This is a genomic window from Gemmata palustris (assembly GCF_017939745.1).
Classification (GTDB): domain Bacteria; phylum Planctomycetota; class Planctomycetia; order Gemmatales; family Gemmataceae; genus Gemmata; species Gemmata palustris.
Window position 1 is genome coordinate 8,275,156 of record NZ_JAGKQQ010000001.1, and the last position, 16,383, is coordinate 8,291,538.

15 protein-coding genes are annotated in these 16,383 nt (G+C 65.1%); 2 read left to right on the forward strand and 13 right to left on the reverse strand.

The features are described 5' to 3' along the window. Positions 1-20: 20 nt before the first annotated feature. From J8F10_RS34375 to smpB, 7 genes are all read right to left on the reverse strand, one after another. Positions 21-713 (reverse strand): flavoprotein, encoded by a 693-nt coding sequence (locus J8F10_RS34375; RefSeq protein ID WP_210661592.1) that lies wholly within the window; start codon positions 711-713, stop codon positions 21-23. Beyond that, positions 706-1,458, reverse strand: a complete 753-nt coding sequence (locus J8F10_RS34380; protein ID WP_210661595.1) for a phosphopantothenoylcysteine decarboxylase domain-containing protein — start codon at positions 1,456-1,458, stop codon at positions 706-708. Before J8F10_RS34380 ends, J8F10_RS34375 begins: the two co-directional genes overlap by 8 nt. A 71-nt stretch (positions 1,459-1,529) precedes the next feature. Further along, on the reverse strand, positions 1,530-2,513 hold the full coding sequence (gene rfaD, locus J8F10_RS34385) for an ADP-glyceromanno-heptose 6-epimerase (protein WP_210661597.1): 984 nt from the start codon (positions 2,511-2,513) through the stop codon (positions 1,530-1,532). A gap of 146 nt (positions 2,514-2,659) precedes the next feature. Then, positions 2,660-3,589: a hypothetical protein gene (locus J8F10_RS34390; RefSeq protein WP_210661599.1), complete on the reverse strand. Its 930-nt coding sequence runs from the start codon at positions 3,587-3,589 to the stop codon at positions 2,660-2,662. Between the two features lie 107 nt (positions 3,590-3,696). Beyond that, positions 3,697-5,634, reverse strand: a complete 1,938-nt coding sequence (locus J8F10_RS34395) for a lipopolysaccharide kinase InaA family protein (protein ID WP_210661600.1) — start codon at positions 5,632-5,634, stop codon at positions 3,697-3,699. 29 nt (positions 5,635-5,663) lie between these two features. Then, on the reverse strand, positions 5,664-6,677 hold the full coding sequence (locus tag J8F10_RS34400) for a glycosyltransferase family 4 protein (protein ID WP_210661602.1): 1,014 nt from the start codon (positions 6,675-6,677) through the stop codon (positions 5,664-5,666). Positions 6,678-6,767: 90 nt separating this feature from the next. Then, the gene (smpB, locus tag J8F10_RS34405; protein WP_210661604.1) at positions 6,768-7,265 is read right to left on the reverse strand and encodes an SsrA-binding protein SmpB; all 498 of its coding nucleotides are present in this window, start codon (positions 7,263-7,265) and stop codon (positions 6,768-6,770) included. Positions 7,266-7,339: 74 nt separating this feature from the next. Between smpB and J8F10_RS34410 the strand changes: the two genes are divergently transcribed. Continuing rightward, positions 7,340-7,681 (forward strand): DNA polymerase ligase N-terminal domain-containing protein, encoded by a 342-nt coding sequence (locus J8F10_RS34410; RefSeq protein WP_210661617.1) that lies wholly within the window; start codon positions 7,340-7,342, stop codon positions 7,679-7,681. Here the strand turns inward: J8F10_RS34410 and J8F10_RS34415 are convergent. Next, positions 7,671-8,393: a hypothetical protein gene (locus J8F10_RS34415; RefSeq protein WP_210661619.1), complete on the reverse strand. Its 723-nt coding sequence runs from the start codon at positions 8,391-8,393 to the stop codon at positions 7,671-7,673. The genes J8F10_RS34410 and J8F10_RS34415 overlap by 11 nt on opposite strands. Positions 8,394-8,592: 199 nt before the next feature. On the opposite strand from J8F10_RS34415, the gene J8F10_RS34420 reads away from it, so the two are divergent. Then, positions 8,593-9,927 (forward strand): hypothetical protein, encoded by a 1,335-nt coding sequence (locus tag J8F10_RS34420; protein ID WP_210661621.1) that lies wholly within the window; start codon positions 8,593-8,595, stop codon positions 9,925-9,927. 174 nt (positions 9,928-10,101) lie between these two features. On the opposite strand, the gene J8F10_RS34425 is transcribed toward J8F10_RS34420, so the two are convergent. The 5 genes from J8F10_RS34425 to rfaE2 are packed head-to-tail and all read right to left on the reverse strand — an operon-like array spanning position 10,102 to position 16,310. After that, positions 10,102-11,271, reverse strand: a complete 1,170-nt coding sequence (locus tag J8F10_RS34425; protein WP_210661623.1) for a glycosyltransferase family 4 protein — start codon at positions 11,269-11,271, stop codon at positions 10,102-10,104. Continuing rightward, entirely contained in the window at positions 11,272-12,234 is a 963-nt protein-coding gene (locus J8F10_RS34430; protein WP_210661625.1) for a lipopolysaccharide kinase InaA family protein, read from the reverse strand. Next, positions 12,231-13,718, reverse strand: a complete 1,488-nt coding sequence (locus tag J8F10_RS34435) for a lipopolysaccharide kinase InaA family protein (protein ID WP_210661627.1) — start codon at positions 13,716-13,718, stop codon at positions 12,231-12,233. Before J8F10_RS34435 ends, J8F10_RS34430 begins: the two co-directional genes overlap by 4 nt. Further along, complete coding sequence (gene waaF / locus J8F10_RS34440) at positions 13,708-14,775, reverse strand: lipopolysaccharide heptosyltransferase II (protein ID WP_210661629.1); 1,068 nt, start codon at positions 14,773-14,775, stop codon at positions 13,708-13,710. The genes J8F10_RS34435 and waaF overlap by 11 nt, the downstream gene beginning before the upstream one ends. A 44-nt stretch (positions 14,776-14,819) precedes the next feature. Continuing rightward, on the reverse strand, positions 14,820-16,310 hold the full coding sequence (gene rfaE2 / locus J8F10_RS34445) for a D-glycero-beta-D-manno-heptose 1-phosphate adenylyltransferase (protein WP_210661631.1): 1,491 nt from the start codon (positions 16,308-16,310) through the stop codon (positions 14,820-14,822). Positions 16,311-16,383: the final 73 nt, after the last annotated feature.

The window sequence follows — 16,383 nt, forward strand, 5'->3', positions numbered from 1 at the left end:
ATGGTACGGGGCGGGTCAAGTCACGCCGCTTGTGCGCGGCCGAGCATGTGCTGGATCGCGCCGACGACATCGGCCACGTCCGCCAGCGCGCCGACGCCGACGTCGCCGCACGCGAGTTGCTTCGACACGGGCGCCACCACGCGGAGCGTCGGACTGCGGTCGTTAATCTGCTGAATGAGTGCATCGTCCGCAAGGTGCGCGGGTATGTGGCCCGCGCCGGCATCAGCGGCGATCGAGCGGAGGTGCCGTTTAGTAAATGAGTGCTGCCACATGAGCGTGTTCATTGCGGGGGCGAGAACTACTGGGCGGGCCACGTCCCACGCGCGCCACACGCACGTCAGGCAGTTGTCGCACAGCCCGACTGCCAGTTTCGCGAGCGTGTTCGCATCAAGGGGCGCGACAGCGAAGATGTCCGCCCACTTGCGGAGCTCGATGTGCAGCACCGAGTCGCCGCGCTGGTAGCGCTCGCCCGCGTCGCGCCCGGGCCACTCGTCCTCGTCGAGGAAGACGGAACCGTCGAGTTCGCTTTTAAGCCCCGGCTCTTTTGGTGGGTGGGAGAGGTTCTGCCCGATTGCTTTGGGGTCGAAGAAGTACGTCGCCGCGGTGGTCGCGACGACCTTGACCGCGTGCCCGGCGGCGGTGAGCGAATCGAAGAGCGCTGGGACCCGCACCGCGGCCACGCTGCCGGTCGCTCCGAGAAGTACGTTAGCCATCGCGCGTCCGTTTCTGATAGAGGTCCTCGAGGGCCAGCACCAAGCGGTCCGGCAACTCGCGCCGCGTCACCCGCTCGTACCGGGTGCCGATCGGTCCGATGTACGCCCAGTGAGCCGCGCCATCGAGCGTGTTCGCGACGATGATCTCGGCCCCCGACTGCGTGCGGGACGCTTCCGCCGCGTCCACCAGTTCTTGCTCGCTCACGCCCACTTCGAGTTCAAACTTGACCAGCACGCCGGCGAAGCCCCACGGGTGCCGGATGCGGTCGATGAGCTTCGGCGCCCGCACGAGCCGCACCCAGAGCTCGGGCTCCGCGCTCCTAATTTTACCGGTCTTCTGTTCGGTGAGTGTCGGGGCGCCGGCGCGCGCTTCCCACTCGCCGGTTCGGGCGTTGAAGAACGTGCCCGAATCGGGCGTGAACGTTCCCGCGGTGAGGAAGTCGCTCACTGCTGCTGAGTGACATACCACGTCGAACGCGGAGACGCGAAGTTGGTTCTGCAGAATCGAAGTTAATTCGTCGAACGTCTGGTACGAGAGTACCGAAAACCGCTCCCCGGGGGCGCGCGGGTTCAGATTGTACTCGAGCAGTGCGTCCGGGTTCGAGGTCACGAGCGTGACCGTGTGCCCGCGGCCCCACGCGGTGCGGGCGATGGGTGCCCCCGCACGCCCCGCAAACGTGTTGGTGATGCACCGGACCCGATCGATCGGGGTTTGTGTGTTGCCAGCGGTAATCAGGAAGTTCATCGGACGGCGCGGGGCGAAGAACAGGCGAAGCTACCGTCAGGTTAGTGGATTGCGGTCCGCGCTGCGCGGAATCATGCCGCCCGGCGCACGACTTCGGCACATCCCTCCAGCCATCGTACCGTCTCACGGACGCCGGCTTCCAGTGCGGTCGCGGGAACGTCGCACCCGGTGGCCCGCAGTTTTTTCGTCTCGGCACGGGTGAAGTTCTGGTACTTCCCGGCCAAGTCGCGCGGCATGTCGATGAAGCTGATGCGCGGCTGAAGATTCAATGCAGTGAACACGCCGCGTGCGAGATCGTAAAACGTGCGGGCCTCGCCACTGCCGGAATTGTACACGCCGCCCGGGGCATCGTTGCGCCACAACCAGAGCATGTGGTTCACGCAGTCGCCGACGAATACGAAGTCGCGCCGCTGGCCGCCGTCGGTGAACTGCGGATCGGTGGAGCGGAACAGTTTCATCTCGCCGGTCGCTTTGATCTGCTTGTGCGTCTGGTAAACGACGCTCGCCATGCGCCCCTTGTGTGATTCGCGCGGGCCGTACACGTTGAAGAACTTCAGCCCGGCCCACTTCGGCGGCGCCGGTTGGCCGGCCGCAACTTCCGCGAGTGCCCAGACATCGAACGCATTCTTGCTCTTGCCGTAGAGGTTCAGGGGGCGCAGTTCGCGCGGCGACGTGTGGTCGTCGAAGCCGAGCGAACCGTCGCCGTAGGTCGCGGCACTCGAAGCGTAGAACAAGGGTTTCCGCTTTTGGGCGCACCACTCCCACAAGTGCCGCGTGTACTCCACGTTGTTGCGGAAGAGGTAATCCCAGTTCGTTTCGGTGGTGGAACTACACGCGCCGAGGTGGAAGATCGCGTCCGGCTCGATGCGCCCGGCCGCGAGGTCGTCCAAGAAGTGATCGTGCCGGCTGAACGCGAATCGGGGCAACCCGATAAAGTTCTCCGCTTTCGCGGGGGTAAGTTCATGATCGACGAGCAAAACTGCGTGCCCTTCGGCGGCGAGTCGGTGGGCGAGGTTCGATCCGATGAACCCGGCCGCGCCGGTGACGGCGATCATGGTGCGGTTCCTTCCGTGGTGTTCACAAGAACGAGGAGCCGCGGATCACGCAGATAACACGGATCAAGACAGAATGCCTTGGCCAGAACCAATCTTCGGTTCTGATCGGCGTTATCTGTGTGATCCGCGGCTCCTCCCTCGTTCTTCTACTTCGGCGCGTTTGCCCGGCTCCGCGGGCGCGACTTTGGCACTTCGACGGTCGCGAGGTGGTCGGCGAGCGCCTGGTCGGGTTCGGGCACGGCTTCGCGCAGTTTCGGCAGCAGTGGGCCGGGGTTGGGATCCGTGCGGAGCGCCTGGAGATAGTCGTGGAGCACCTTTTTCGCCCCCGGACCGGTCCGCAGCATCAGGTGGACCCAGGCCCACGCTTCGCGGTACTCCGGTTTCTGCATCTCCACGACGTCTTTGAGTTTTTCGAGCCGCGCGAGGTCGGGCTGAAACGGCCCGCGCCGCAGTGTATCCAAATGCTGCGGGTTCACGCCATCCTGATGTGGTGGCAACTCGAAGAACCCGGCTAGGCCCTCGTCGAGCCACAGTGGGACGTCCTTCAGAACGCTCCGCAGGAGGGCGTGTGTGAGTTCGTGCCGCAAGTCGGTGGAGAGGTGGTCGCCCAGCCAAGTGAAGATTTTCAGTTCGTCCGCGCCGCCGGTGCGCGGTTCCGCAATGAAGTACGCGCGGCGCGGGGGCAGGTTCCGGTACTTCGCGCGCATGTAGCGCTCGTACCGCTCCTGCGTGTCGAAGAGGAAGACCTGCACGATGCTGTTGCTCGGCGGCAACCGGAGTTCGCTGAAGACCTGTTCCGGGAGCGCATCGAGTTCGGTGAACAGCGGGTCGGTCTTATCGATCTCGAAGTCGTGATAGAGGACGTAGTAGGAGCCGCGCGTGTGCTTCTTTCCGGGCGGCGCGGTCGAGACCGGCGCGGTTGCCGCGGGGGCGGAAGGCGGCGGGGCCTCCTCGGAGCGCGGGAGCGCCGTCATCGGGTTGGTTCGCAGCGCCTCGCACCCCGCCAGCGCGCTAAAGAGCGCTGCGAGGACCGCGGAGCGAACGACCAGAGAGGAGCGCAGCGGCGAAACCGGCATACACATCGCCCCGCGACACGGGAACAGTCAGCGCTGCGCGTTGAGCACAACCGGAGTATTTTCGGTCGCGGCACGCGCGGTTCTTCACACTTCGCGGACAGTATCGGTTATCCGAGCACGCGCCCGCTCCGGTGGTTCTTCGCCACCTTCGCGGCGGTCGCCGCAGATACCGCATTCCACCACGTTTTCCAGTCTAACTGTCTTTCCCCGACGCTCAGGTATGCACGCAGGAACCGCAGTCGTTCCGTTCGCGTTACGTGTGGCATTGCGAGGAAGCTCGCGTTCAATCGGGCAAGTTCCTTCGCTCGTCGCACAAACGATACCGCGTTTAATCCGGCGCGGACCCCGACGAGGTCAATGAGGACAGGCGTCGCGCTCGCGGGATCGAGCGCCGCGTTCTGGAGCATCACGTTGGGCGCCTTCAGATCGCGGTGCGAAACACCGCGGTCGTGCATGGTGCGCACCACGCGGGCCAGATTCTCTCCCCACGCACGAAGAAGGCGCGCGTCGTGGCACACCTTCACGGCTTCGGGCAAGCCGATCGCGTGCGGCACCTTCTCGGTAAGCAAATAGCCTTCCGCGGGGAGAAATCCGCCGCGGTAGACGTGAAACATCGCGAGCGGGCGCGGGGTGGGGAGCCACCGCTCGCGGAGCCCGTGCCCGAGCAACCACGACCGTCGAACCGCGGACGAGCGGAACACGTTCTTCAGCGGATCGAGAGTGCTCCGCACGTTGACGCACTTCAGAATGACGGTTCGCGGGCCGTCGGGCGTCGGCATCTCCAGTTCCGCGACCGTGGAACTGACGCACTGCTTGAGGAACCGCGTGCCGGGTTTGGTGAATACGTCGTTAGGGGAGGCCAAGAGAGCGCGAAGGAAATCGTGTGGCAGATCGCGTACCGCGAGCCCGCGTACTTGGCCTGCCCGCACCTTACGAACAGTGCGGTGCGAACCCCGGTACCGCGTCGTGCGTGCCACCCAGAATCGGCGGTTGGACGCGAGTGTTTCGCGCTCCAGTTCTTTCGCTTCCTTCTCGCTGAGGTTCGGGAGGGTTTTGCGCCCCGCACAGTAACTGCGCCAGAACCGGAGCCGATCCGTTTGGCTCGCACGCAACTGGAACCAGCGGTTGAAGCGAACCAGATTCGCGCGACTCTCGGCCCACGACAGCGGCGCGCCGAACCGGATCGCGTGGACGTCGAGCAGGCTGAATTGGGGGGAGGAACCTAACCCCCCAACCCCCTTCCCTAAGAAGGAAGGGGGAGCAGAGCCAAATGCAGAAGACGGTACACGGTCTTCTGCATTTGGCTCTGCTCCCCTTGGGGGAGGGGGTGGGCTGTCGGACAATCTCTCCCCTAGCCCCTCCCTAAGAAGGGAGGGGCTAAAAACCGTCGCGGATTGCTCGGTGTCTGTTGTGTTTGGTTCTATTCCCCCTTCCTTCTTAGGGAAGGGGGTTAGGGGGTTAGGTTGCCTTTGCTCCACAAGCAGATTGCCGGGGTGCGGGTCCGGGTGCGCAACGCCGTTTTCGTGTAGCCGTGCCAGGAACTTCCCCAGGGCATGCGCCAACGCACTGCGCTCGCCGGGAGTGAGCGCGTGTGTTTCTAAGTAGTCGGGGAATGGGATTGCGGGCGCGAGGTCGCGCGTGATGAGGAAGCTCTGCCCCGGCCAGCGCGTGTCGGACGTGCCCCACGCCAGTGGAACTGCCGCACCGATGCCGAGCGAGCGCAGGCGCGCGGCGTTCTCGAATTCGAGTCGCGCTTTCGGGGCGCGCATCACTTCGCGCGCCCATGCACGCGGGCCGTTGATTCGGCAGTGCTTCACGTACACCGTGCCGGATGCGAGCGCGACGCGGTACACCGTGCGGTGCGGGCCGCTCTTCACCACTTCGGCCGAACCATCCTCCAGCCACGAATCGAGCGCGGGACCGGCCGCGCCGAAGAGCGCTTCGCCTTCGGGCGAGAGGTGCCACACCCGGCCGCGTGCGCGCACGATCGGCCCGGTCGCGCCTGCGACCAGCGAGCCGAACTTGCGGAGCACGTCACCGAACATGGGTCACCTTTGCCGATCCGCGACCGGCCTTATCCTGCCATTCGCACGGTCTCGAAACGCGCCAACGATTCGATCCACAGTTTGGCCCCGGCTTCGACGCTGTAATGCGCCTCCACGTCGCGATGGGCCGTTTCGCCGAGCCGTTTTCGTAACGCGGCATCTGCGGCGAGTACACGAATCGCGTGGACCCATTCGTCAGTCGAGTTCGCGCGAAAGCCCGTTTCGCCGTCGCGCACGAAGTCCGCTTGCACGCCAACGGGGTTCGCGACGACCGGCAGGCCCGCGGTCTGATACTGGAGCACTTTCAGTGCGCACTTCCCGCGGCTCCACGGGTCGTCCGGCACCCAGCCGATGCCAATATCCGCGGACGCAATTTCTGCGGCCTCGGTCGCTTCAGTCCAGGTGCAACGCTCGACCGGCAAATCGGGGAACTCTGCGAACCGGTCGCAGATCAGTTTCAATCGCGTACCCGGAACCGCGCGGCCGATCGCGCTGAGCGTGGGGCCGAATCGTTCCAATCCTTGCAGCGTGCTCGCTGAGCCGACCCACACGAGCCGAATGCCGGAGGTGCGGGTTTCCTGTTCCTGCACGCGGTACTTCGCAACGTCCACACAGGTGGGAATCACCGTCACGCGGTCCGCGGGTACGAACTTCCGCGCTTCTTCTGCGAGGTACGAGTTCCCCGCAATCACCAAGTCGCACGCCTCTACTGTGGCGCGAAAGCGTGCGGATCGCTTGGGATCGTCGAAACCTTTCGCGGAGTACGAGTCGCGCAGCCAGACTGCATCATCGAAGTCGAAGATCAATCGCTGAACGCGCCGGCGGAGGAGGGCGGTGACCCATCGCGGGAGTAACTTGCGCTGGAGGATGACCGCGTCGTAGGACGTGAGATCGCGACCGAGGGCCGCGCGACCAAAGAGCGATTGCGGTATGGGCCGGAAGTCGAGGGTGTGACCGGCTGCTTTGAGCGCGCTACGGAACGCGGTGAGCCGGTACCGGCAACACACGTGTGATTCGGATTCCACGAGCGCGACCAACCGCACCGCGACCCTCCCTGGTCTGTGGTACCCTGCTGTCCTTGTGGGGCACCGCCTGGCACCCACTACCCTTGCGGGCGAGGTTCACGGTTCCGACTACCTTTTTCGCCGCGAAGCCAGCACGCGGTCGATGTCGCGCTTGGCGTCCGCCGACTTCATCGACTCGCGCTTGTCGTGGGCCTGCTTACCCTTCGCGACCGCGATCTCTACTTTCGCTTTACCGTCTTTGAAATACAAGCGGAGTGGGACGAGCGTCAGCCCCTTCTCGGAGGCCTTGCCCGCGAACTTGTTGATTTCGCGGCGGTGGAGGAGCAACTTCCGCGTGCGCTTCGGTTTGTGGTTCGCCCGGTTCCCGTACAGGTACTCGGGAATCTCCGCACCGATCAGAAACACCTCGTCGTTATCAATGCGGGCGTAAGAGTCTTCGAGGTTCGCGTGCCCGTCGCGGAGGCTCTTCACCTCGGTGCCCACGAGGACGATGCCGCACTCGATTCGGTCGGAGATTTCGTATTCGTGCAGCGCGCGCCGGTTCCGGCACACGTTCACGGTGCCATCGGCCTCGGCCTTCTTGTCTTTTTTGTCGCCCTTCGCCATGATGCGTGTCTCGGTGCAGTGCCGTCCCAGCACCGCATTCTATCAAGCTCACCAAACCCGTCGTAGGCCATTCTGTGGCGCGGTTCGTCGTTCTCACCCACGACTGGCCCGAACTTCACTGGGATTTCCTGGCCGAAGCCGGCGACTCGCTGCGTGCCTGGCGCTTACTTGCAGAACCCGTTGCCGGGGCGGATATTCCGGCGGAACCGAACTTCCCGCACCGGCCCCTGTACCTCGACTACGAAGGCCCCGTATCGGGCGGGCGCGGGAGCGTATCGCGCTGGGATACAGGTATGTGTGTTTGGGGCGCTGCTAAACCGGACCGCGTGGAACTCGAACTCTGGGGTACGAAACTCACCGGTTCGGTCGTGATTCGGCGCGAGGGAGAAGAGTGGGTGTTTCGGCTCACGGTGTAGGCAGCGGAGTAACGCCCGCGGGCAGTGCCGGTGCCGGATCGAGGAACGACCGCCCGGCGATCGTGAGCTTCCCGTCTTTCACTTCCAGTGTGAGCACCTGCGATGTCGGGCGCGGGAGTTTCGCGAAAAATCGGAACAACCCCACCGGGTTACTCTTGTTCCGGTACCACGTGACATCAATGCTCGACTCGCGGGCCACGTCGCCGATTTTGTCGAGAATCGACTGCGAGCCGAACGGGAGTTGCCCCGCTTTCAGAGCGCACACTTCCACCGCCGCGACGTTCACTTGGTCCGCAACGAGCCACACTTTCAGATCCATCCAAACGATCGAACTCCAGAACCCCTCGCCGTACCGCAGCCCGAGTTTGAGGTGGTCGCCCTCGATCGCGATTCGCGGGGAATGGAACCCTTTGGGCAGCAGGTCGCAAAGCCCGTCCTTGGCTCCCATGTTCTCGATGAAGAAGCAGTTCAGCTCTTCCGCGGTGAACGTGTCGCCCCATTCGGCCTTCGCCCGGATGTCGTTTTGCAGGTCGAGAACACGGGTAAGGAGTTTGGCGGACCGCTCGTGCGAGTCCCAGTCGGCCGGCCGACTCGCGGTTGCGGCGTAGAACGCCGGGTCGCGCTTCGCCGCGAATACGATCGCACCGGTCGCCAGGCCCGCGAACGCGGCCAGCAGTGCGAGTGCAAGAAACATCGGTCGCCGACGACGCATGACAGTCCTCCGCGCCGGGTCGAATACCCTGCGGGGAGAATCTGGTCAACGCCGACCGCGCGGCGCGATTGCGCCATCACAGGGGGCAAACCGGGGGGCGGGAAAGGAATCTGGAGACTTGGCAAACGCCGGATACTGCGGTTACGTTGGTAGATGTAATAGTCGGTTCGCGTTCAGAACTTTAGGGAGGGCCGGCACGATGGGCTTCAAAGGGTATCGCTGGCTTGGTGCGGTCGTTACGGGCACCAACCTGTTCGTTGCGGCCCACGCCGCGCAACCACCGCGCCCGGCCGCCCCGCCCTTCGATACGACTGGACTCGCGAAGGCCAAGCAGCAGGCTGCTGAAAGGGAAGCGGAGGGCGTTGTTGCGGGTGCTTTCCAGGGAGCCGAGCAACAAGTCGCGCGTTCCAACCGACCGAAAGCGGTCGAGATCCTGAATAACGCGAAGCAGAACCTTCAACTCACCGCGTCCATTAGTGATGCGACCCGCGATCGACTTTCAAAAGCGATTGAGGCGAAGATTGCCGCGGTGGAGGGACGGCCGGTTGCGAACCCGGCTCTCAATCCCAACCCGGGCGCGAAGCTCGACCCGAAGAGCCCCGAGGTGCTGGCCGCCCAGAAGCTTGCTGAAGAGAAGGCGGTTTCTGAGTTCAAGGACGTGGTTGCTGGCATCAAGACCGTGTACCAGGCTCAGGACGCGGGGCGAACTGCTGAGGCGAACGCCGAGATCGCCCGCTTGAAGAAGCTGTACCCGGGCAACCCTTCGGTTATGGCACTCGGTCAGAATGGCGTCATGAAGACTCGGATCGAGGACGCGATCGCCATCCAGGTGCAGCTCGCCGATCGGTGGGTGAAGAATCAACAGAATATCACCAAGTCCTCGTTCCCGGCCATTAATGACATCGAGTTTCCGGCAAATTGGAAGCAGATCACAGAGCGGCGGCTGAAGGACACCGCGATTCAACTGACCGCGAAGGAAAAGCAGATCATCGAGGCGCTCGACAAGCCCATCAAGGTGGACTTCCGCGAGCGGCCGTTCGAGGAAGCGCTGCAAGACCTCTCGACCATGCTCGGCCAAGAGCTGTTTATCGACAAGAAGTCGGTTGCGGACCTCGAACTCAATCTCAGTAAGGGCGCGAGCCTTCAGGCGAACGGCCTCTCCGGGCGCACGGTGCTGCGGGCGATCCTGGCGGCACAGGGACTGACGTTTGTGGTGAAGGACGAAGTGATTCAGATCGTCACCGTGGAGCGCTCGCGGAGCCTCCTGACGACCCGCGTGTACTACCTCGGTGACCTGGTGCAGGGCGTCGGGCCGTTCGGTGACCTCCAATGGGGACCGAACCTGAACGCGCAGCAGACGGCAGCAAATGCCGAGGCGATCGTAGCGATGATTCGGAAGTCGATCGACCCGCTCTCGTGGAACGGCGAAACGCACGGGCCGGGTTCGATCACCTTCCACTACCCGAGTATGTCGATCATCGTGCGGGCCTCGGCCGAAGTTCACTACACGATGGGCCGCGCGCTCAAGCGGTGATCGAGGCAAGCGAGTCGCGTCTGCAATCGTGGTGAATGGTGAACCCCGCCCGCCAGGGCGGTGGGTGCTTTCAGTAGGCACCCACCGCCCTGGCGAGCGGGGTTCGTTTGCACTTGCTGTCTTTGCGGGCGCGGTTCGCTGTCACACCCACCGCCCTGGCGGGCGGGTTTCACCTTACGCAGCTCTCTTGATTTTGCGCACTTCGCCGAACACGTTGAGCAGCGCCTGGTAGTGGTGCTCGAAGGTCCATTTCGTGCCGGTTTGCCGGGCCGCACTCGAAGCTTCCGCGCGGTACGTTCGATCCGTGAACCGGTACATGGCCGTGGCCAATCCCTTCGCGTCGTGCGGATCATCGACAACGATGCCATCGTTTGGCGGCGTGAGTAGCTCGCTCGCGCCGTTGTACCGCGACGTGATGACCGGCAACCCGCACGCGAGCGCTTCGAGTGCGACCAGCGAGCACGGGTCGTAGAACGTGGGGTGAACGAGGAAATCTGCGGCGAAGTAGCAGTTCTTCGGGTCGTCGCGGTGCCCCAGGAACACCACGCGGTCCGAAACCCCGAGCTTTTCTGCTTCCCGCTGGTACCGTTTGAACTTCGGGTTCCCGACCACCGCCAACCGGAACGGCTTGTCGCGCGGGACGAGCGCGAGTGCTTTCAGGAGCGGGGAGAGCCCCTTCAGCCGGTAGTTCATCGCGACGAACAGCCCGACCGTTTCTTCCGGGAACACCATCCACCGCCCGCGCTCCTCGTGCCGGCGCTTGAGCCGGTCTTCGGCCACGAACCGCATTGGGTCGATGGCACTGCGCACCACGCGCACGGACTCGGGCGGTACGCCGTAGAACTGCTCGAAGTGCCGCTGCACCATGAAGCTGTTCACGATCACAAGTGGCTGATTCGGCCCCAAGTACTGCTTGCGTTCGAGCCGTGCGAACGACCACGCGGCCGGGTCGAGCCACTTCCCCACTGCTGCGATTCCGCGCGAAAGCGCGCCCGGGAATTTCAACAGATTGTGGGCCGCGCTCGCGGCGTGTAACCCGCCCTGCGGGTAGAGGACGTCCTGGCCCCACGTTTTGTCGAACCCGATGCTCACATCGTGTTGGTTGTGCTTCAGCGCATCTTCGCACGCGGCCCCGAACCGCCACGGGCGGAGGAACCGCGGGCCGCTCGGCACATCAATGCGGTGGAAGTGCGTCGCGGGCGGCAGCGCGTTCGCGTCCCAGCGCGCCGCGTAGAGGTGAACCGCGTGCCCGTCCCGTGCGAGCCGGCGCGCGAGGTCGCCGAGGTAGGTTTCCGCACCGCCGCGTGCCGGGAGCACGCTCTCGTAACACAGTGCAATGTCCATCTAAGCGGCGCTCCGTTGCCGATCGTAGGGCACGGCCGACGGCTTCTTTTCGTTGTGCCGGCGGTACAGGTTCCACTTCCACTTCACGAGCGGGCGCAGCCACTCGCCCGGGCACTTCCCGCCGGGCCAGTTGCGCCGGTACAGCTTCCAGAACCGCACGCGGTCGCGCGCGGTCACGCCCTCCACGTCCGAGGAGAACAGCAGTTGGGCCACGTCCTTCACCTGCCACCAGACGGCCGTAACCGGGTGCCGCGAGAGCCGGTGCAGGTCGATCATCACGGCGCGGTTCGTCCAGTCGGAGGGTACAGTCCGCGTGAGTGCTTCGGGGATGTAGAAGTGGCAGAAGTAGAGATCTTTGTGAAATACCTTGCGCAGATGGAGTTCACGCGCCAGTCGCGCGAGCTCGGCCGTCAACCCGTGCTTCCAGCGCGCGAAGGATCGCGCATCGAGCGCCCTGGCCGCACGCGGAACGGCTTCGTGCAGCGGGAGCATCCCGTGCAGTTCTTCGACCGCGAGGAACCCCTGCAACTTGCCCCACGGCCCGACGAACTGCCCCGCGGCGACCGGGCGCGGAACGGGGAACCCGTGCTCCTTCGCCCAGCACAGGCGCTGCCACTCCTGGAGCCCCGGGGACCACGCGCGCCCCGGCATCAGCGTAGCCAGAACGCCGTGGAGCCACGGCAGCCGGTAGTGGCGCTTGAGGTACACGCTGAGCTTGTCGCGGCCCTCGGTGAAGACCTTGCGCCCGATCGACCGGCCCTGCTTTTGGTACTCGCGATCGGTGAGCGGCACCTGCATGACGCGGTCCGGCCAATCTTCGCCCGCGAACCGCTCCCAATCGGCTTGACGTCGAATCAGCCGCACGCCGCGCCGAATGCGGCGCCACCACGACGACACCGGATCGCCCACAGCCGGCGGGAACCGCGACGGATCGGAGTTGAGATTTCGCGGGTGCGCGTTCATTCCACTCCTAGCAGTCGGGCTACGTCGCGAATATCCCGCCTTCGGGTCGAAGCACTCACGCGGCGCACGATTCGTACCGCACGCGGATCAGCCACACACACGGCGCCGTCACACACTGCGAACGCGGCTTGCGGATCGGTCAGCACGCACCCGGCGGCGTGCAACTTGGCCAGACAGTCGGCGACGCGATCAAGGACCGCCCGGCGCGCGGCGGAAGATGCCGTGTGCCGCCATTTCTGCAAGGGCATTCCGGGCGGGCTTTCGTACAGCGCGAACCACTCGGCTCCGATCGCGCTCGTGAGCCGCTGACCAAACGCGAGCAAACGCGGACCGGGCACGCCGTACCGCTGAAGGTGGAACAGCACGCGGCCGATCGTAACTCCGGGCGAGCGCCACGGGGTGGCACGTGCCCACGCGCGGAAGCGGCCGACGGGTGCTGATGTGTAGCCGCGCACGAGCGTCGCGTCTCGCCCCAGGACACGGAGGGTGATCGAATCGTTTGCGCCGGGGCCGTAGAACGGTAAGGCGATTGCGGGCTTGGGCCATTCCGCAGCGACTTCCGGGATGGCGCACACCGCTTCGCCCGCGAGCCACACGAGCCGCTGCTTCTGCGATGCGCCTTCGGGTTGGAGCTGATCGCGAATGGATCGGCGCTTCGCGTGCCGTGCTGCGGCGCGAAGCACAATCGCGGTGAATCGCTCGCGCGGGGCGCTTTGCTGAGCGGGTAAAGATGATGCGCGATACGCCCGCAACACGCGAAGCCGTTCAGCGGGCGAAGCGAGCGGCTCCGCGAGTGAAGCGTGCAGCGCGCCCAGCGCATTTGCTCGCTCCGGTTCGTTTACCGATGCGCCGCGATCTGCGGATTGCCAATCGAGGAACGTAATCGCGAGCGTGTCCGGGTTCACGAGCACGTGCTTCGCGGTGAGGTCCGGCGAACTGAACCCGGCCGCGTGAATCGCCGCGATTGTTTTGCCGAGCCGCGTTGCGAGCACGAGCCGTTGGGCACGCGACAACGTGTTGTCACTCAGCACGCGCCGGAGGTCGACGCCCCCCGGGATCTCTTCCACCAGCAGGAACGCGCGGTTGCCGTGCGTGCCCATCGCGGCCCACCGCGGGGCGGGCAACTTTGCGGCTTCGAGTTGCTTCAGCAGATCGGCTTCGCGCGCACAACGCGACGCCCACCCGAACCCCGCGCGCCGATTCCGCAACTTCTCGCGCCAGCCCACCACGTGCTGGCGCTTGAGATAAAATGCGCGCGGGGCACCCGGTATCTCCACGCGCATCACGTGCCGGTCGGCGTGCCCGCTCACCACCTCGCCGGGCAACTCAAAAAATCCCGCCGCAGACACCAACCCGACGCGCGCGAACAACTCCGCGAACACGGGGTTGATGGTTAGCGTGCCGGTGGTGTCGGGATTCGGCGCGAACACGACTTGTGGTTCGCGGACGCTCGTTCGGGGGGCAGTCGTTGTGTCAAGCGGCACGCGGCACCTCCCGCGTTGCGAGGGGCACTCGCGTGAGGAGTTGTTCCGCCGCGCGGAAGACTTCTGCGGGTGTCAACTCGCGCATGCAGCGGTGGTGACCGAGGGGGCACACGCGCTGCTGGCACGGGCCGCACGCGAGCTTTTTCTGGAGGCAAATTTCCTTCGCAAAGTACGTTTCCGTCCACTCGATGTGCGTCGGGCCGAACAGTGACACGACCGGTCGGTTGAACGCGGCGGCGAAGTGCCGCGGACCGCTATCGGTGGTTACGAGCAGGTCGGCGCGCTTCACGAGTGCTTTCGTCAATCCGAGTGACAGTGCGGCGTCACCCAGTGAGAACACGTGCGGTGAGCGGCTCTCTTCTGCGATTTTTCGCGCCATTTCGCGCTCGCCGGGGCCGCACAGCACGATCACGCCACACTTGAAACGCGATGTGAGCGCGCGGGCGAGTTCCGCGAAGTGGTCGCATCCCCAGTGCTTCGCCGCGCCGAACGCCGCGCCGGGGTTGAGTGCTACCACCCGCGCGTAACGGGCAAGGCCGAACTGTTGCCACACGGCATCAGCGCTTGCATCGTCGGCAGGCGTGGTGAACAGTTCCATCCGGTGGTCGGGGGTGGCTCCCAGTGCCGCCGCGAGTCGGTTGTAGTCATCGAGCGCGGGTGACGGCACGAACCGGCCGCGCTCATCGGTTTTGGCGTAGAGCTTGTCGGTCAGCATTCGTCCGCGTGCGTACCGCGCGAATCCGACGATGCGCTTGCTTCCGCCCAAGTAGGCAATGAGTGCCGTGCGGAACGAGTTGGGGAAGAGCAGGGTGGCATCGACGTGTGCGTCACGCAGTTGGCGTGCGACACCAAACAGACGCTGTGAGCGCGGGCCGCGCTTGTCCGCGAGGATTGTTCGCGCGAACCACGGCGCCCCCGCGAGCACGTCCGCCACGTAGGGCTTGCAGACCGCTACCAACTCGGCCACCGGGAACGCCGCGCGCACGGCTCGGATCGCGGGCGTGGCCATCACCACGTCGCCGATCCAGTTCGGGAGAAAGAGCGCGATTCGGTGCATGAGTCTAACCGGCCGGTTGGTGCGGCGCCTTCAAGGAAAGAGGTTTATGCCGCTTTCATGCGCTCGATGAGGTTCGTTGTGGAGAACCCGGCGCGGAGATCGGCCAGGTGGACGCGCCCGCCGTAGCTCTCCACGAAGTCTCCGCCCACCACGTCCGCTTTGTGGTAGTCCGCGCCCTTCACCAGCACGTCCGGGCGGATGGCTTCAATGACCGTGATCGGCGTCTTGTCGCTGAACATGGTCACGAGGTCCACGTCCTGAAGCCCCGCGAGCACGAGTGCGCGGGCGACTTCCGGGTTGAGCGGGCGCGTCGGCCCCTTGAGTTGCTTCACGCTCGTGTCGCTGTTGAGTGCCACGACGAGGCAATCGGCTTGCCGCCGCGCTTCCGCGAGATACTGCACGTGTCCCGCGTGGAGCACATCGAAGCACCCGTTGGTGAACGCGATCTTCTGCCCGTTTCGGCGCCGGGCATCGAGTTCGGTAAGGAGTTGCGGAAGGGCCGCGACCTTTGCGGCACCGGGGACGCGCTCCGCGACGCGGAACGGTGCGTGGAGCAGGTCCGCGAGGATCTCGTCGCGCGTGACGGTGGCGACGCCGATCTTCTCGACTTCGAGACCTCCCGCGATGTTCGCCAGACGAATGGCCGAGTCGTAGTCGGCACCGGCCGCGAGTGCGAGACCGAGCGTCGCCATTACCATGTCGCCGGCCCCGGTGATGTCGTACACCTGGCGCGGGCGCGTCGGGAAGATCGCGCTGCGCCCGTCGGTGTGCGCGAGCGCCATGCCGTCCTTGTCCAACGTGACGATCCCGGCTTCGAGCCCGAGCATGTCTCGCAGGTGTGCGGCGGCGGCGAGCGCTTCAGCGTGCGTGCGGATGTTCCGGTTGGTCGCGAGTTCGGCTTCGAGGCGGTTCGGCGTCATGCTCGAACACCCACGGTACTTCGCGTAATCGCCGCCGCGCGTGGGGTCTGCGATCACACGAATTCCGCGCGCTTTCGCGACTTCCACCGCGACGCGGAGCAGCCCCGGCGTGCAAACGCCCTTGTCGTAGTCGCTCACGAGAACGATGTCGGCTTCGCGAATCTTGGCAACGAGCGTGTCCGCGAGTTGGCGCTCCACCGCGTCGGAGACGGGTTCGCGGCTCTCGTAATCCACGCGGATCATCTGCTGCGGGTGTTTGGCTTGTGCGCGCCCGATGTAGCGCTCTTTGACGGTCGTGGGGCGGTCGGGGTCGGCAACGATGCCGTCCGCGTCGATCCCGAGATCGGTGAGGATGCGCCGGGCGTGGAACCCGTCGCCGTCAGTGCCGACGGTGCCGATCACGCTCGTGTGTGCCCCGAGTGCCTGGAGCATCGTGGCGACGCTACTCGCACCACCGAGGCGCTCTTCGCGCTTGTCGGCGCGCAGCAGAATGACCGGCGCTTCCTGGCTGATGCGCTCGGCGTTGCCCCACACGTAGCGGTCGAGCATCACGTCGCCGACGACGAGGACGCGGGGGGCGCCGAGGGTCTGTACGAGTTCGGTCAGGTCGGTCATTGTGACAATCCGTTGTCATTCTTCTGAGGAGCGCGAGCGTCCTGCTCGCGCCACCGATCCTACCCCGTGCGAT

Coding starts and splice junctions, on each gene's coding strand:
- rfaD (WP_210661597.1), bottom strand. CDS start 2,513: ATGATCGCCGTCACCGGCGCGGCCGGGTTCATCGGATCGAACCTCGCC.
- smpB (WP_210661604.1), bottom strand. CDS start 7,265: ATGGCGAAGGGCGACAAAAAAGACAAGAAGGCCGAGGCCGATGGCACC.
- J8F10_RS34415 (WP_210661619.1), bottom strand. CDS start 8,393: ATGCGTCGTCGGCGACCGATGTTTCTTGCACTCGCACTGCTGGCCGCG.
- J8F10_RS34380 (WP_210661595.1), bottom strand. CDS start 1,458: ATGAACTTCCTGATTACCGCTGGCAACACACAAACCCCGATCGATCGG.
- J8F10_RS34430 (WP_210661625.1), bottom strand. CDS start 12,234: ATGAACGCGCACCCGCGAAATCTCAACTCCGATCCGTCGCGGTTCCCG.
- J8F10_RS34420 (WP_210661621.1), top strand. CDS start 8,593: ATGGGCTTCAAAGGGTATCGCTGGCTTGGTGCGGTCGTTACGGGCACC.
- J8F10_RS34390 (WP_210661599.1), bottom strand. CDS start 3,589: ATGCCGGTTTCGCCGCTGCGCTCCTCTCTGGTCGTTCGCTCCGCGGTC.
- J8F10_RS34375 (WP_210661592.1), bottom strand. CDS start 713: ATGGCTAACGTACTTCTCGGAGCGACCGGCAGCGTGGCCGCGGTGCGG.
- rfaE2 (WP_210661631.1), bottom strand. CDS start 16,310: ATGACCGACCTGACCGAACTCGTACAGACCCTCGGCGCCCCCCGCGTC.
- waaF (WP_210661629.1), bottom strand. CDS start 14,775: ATGCACCGAATCGCGCTCTTTCTCCCGAACTGGATCGGCGACGTGGTG.
- J8F10_RS34395 (WP_210661600.1), bottom strand. CDS start 5,634: ATGTTCGGTGACGTGCTCCGCAAGTTCGGCTCGCTGGTCGCAGGCGCG.
- J8F10_RS34425 (WP_210661623.1), bottom strand. CDS start 11,271: ATGGACATTGCACTGTGTTACGAGAGCGTGCTCCCGGCACGCGGCGGT.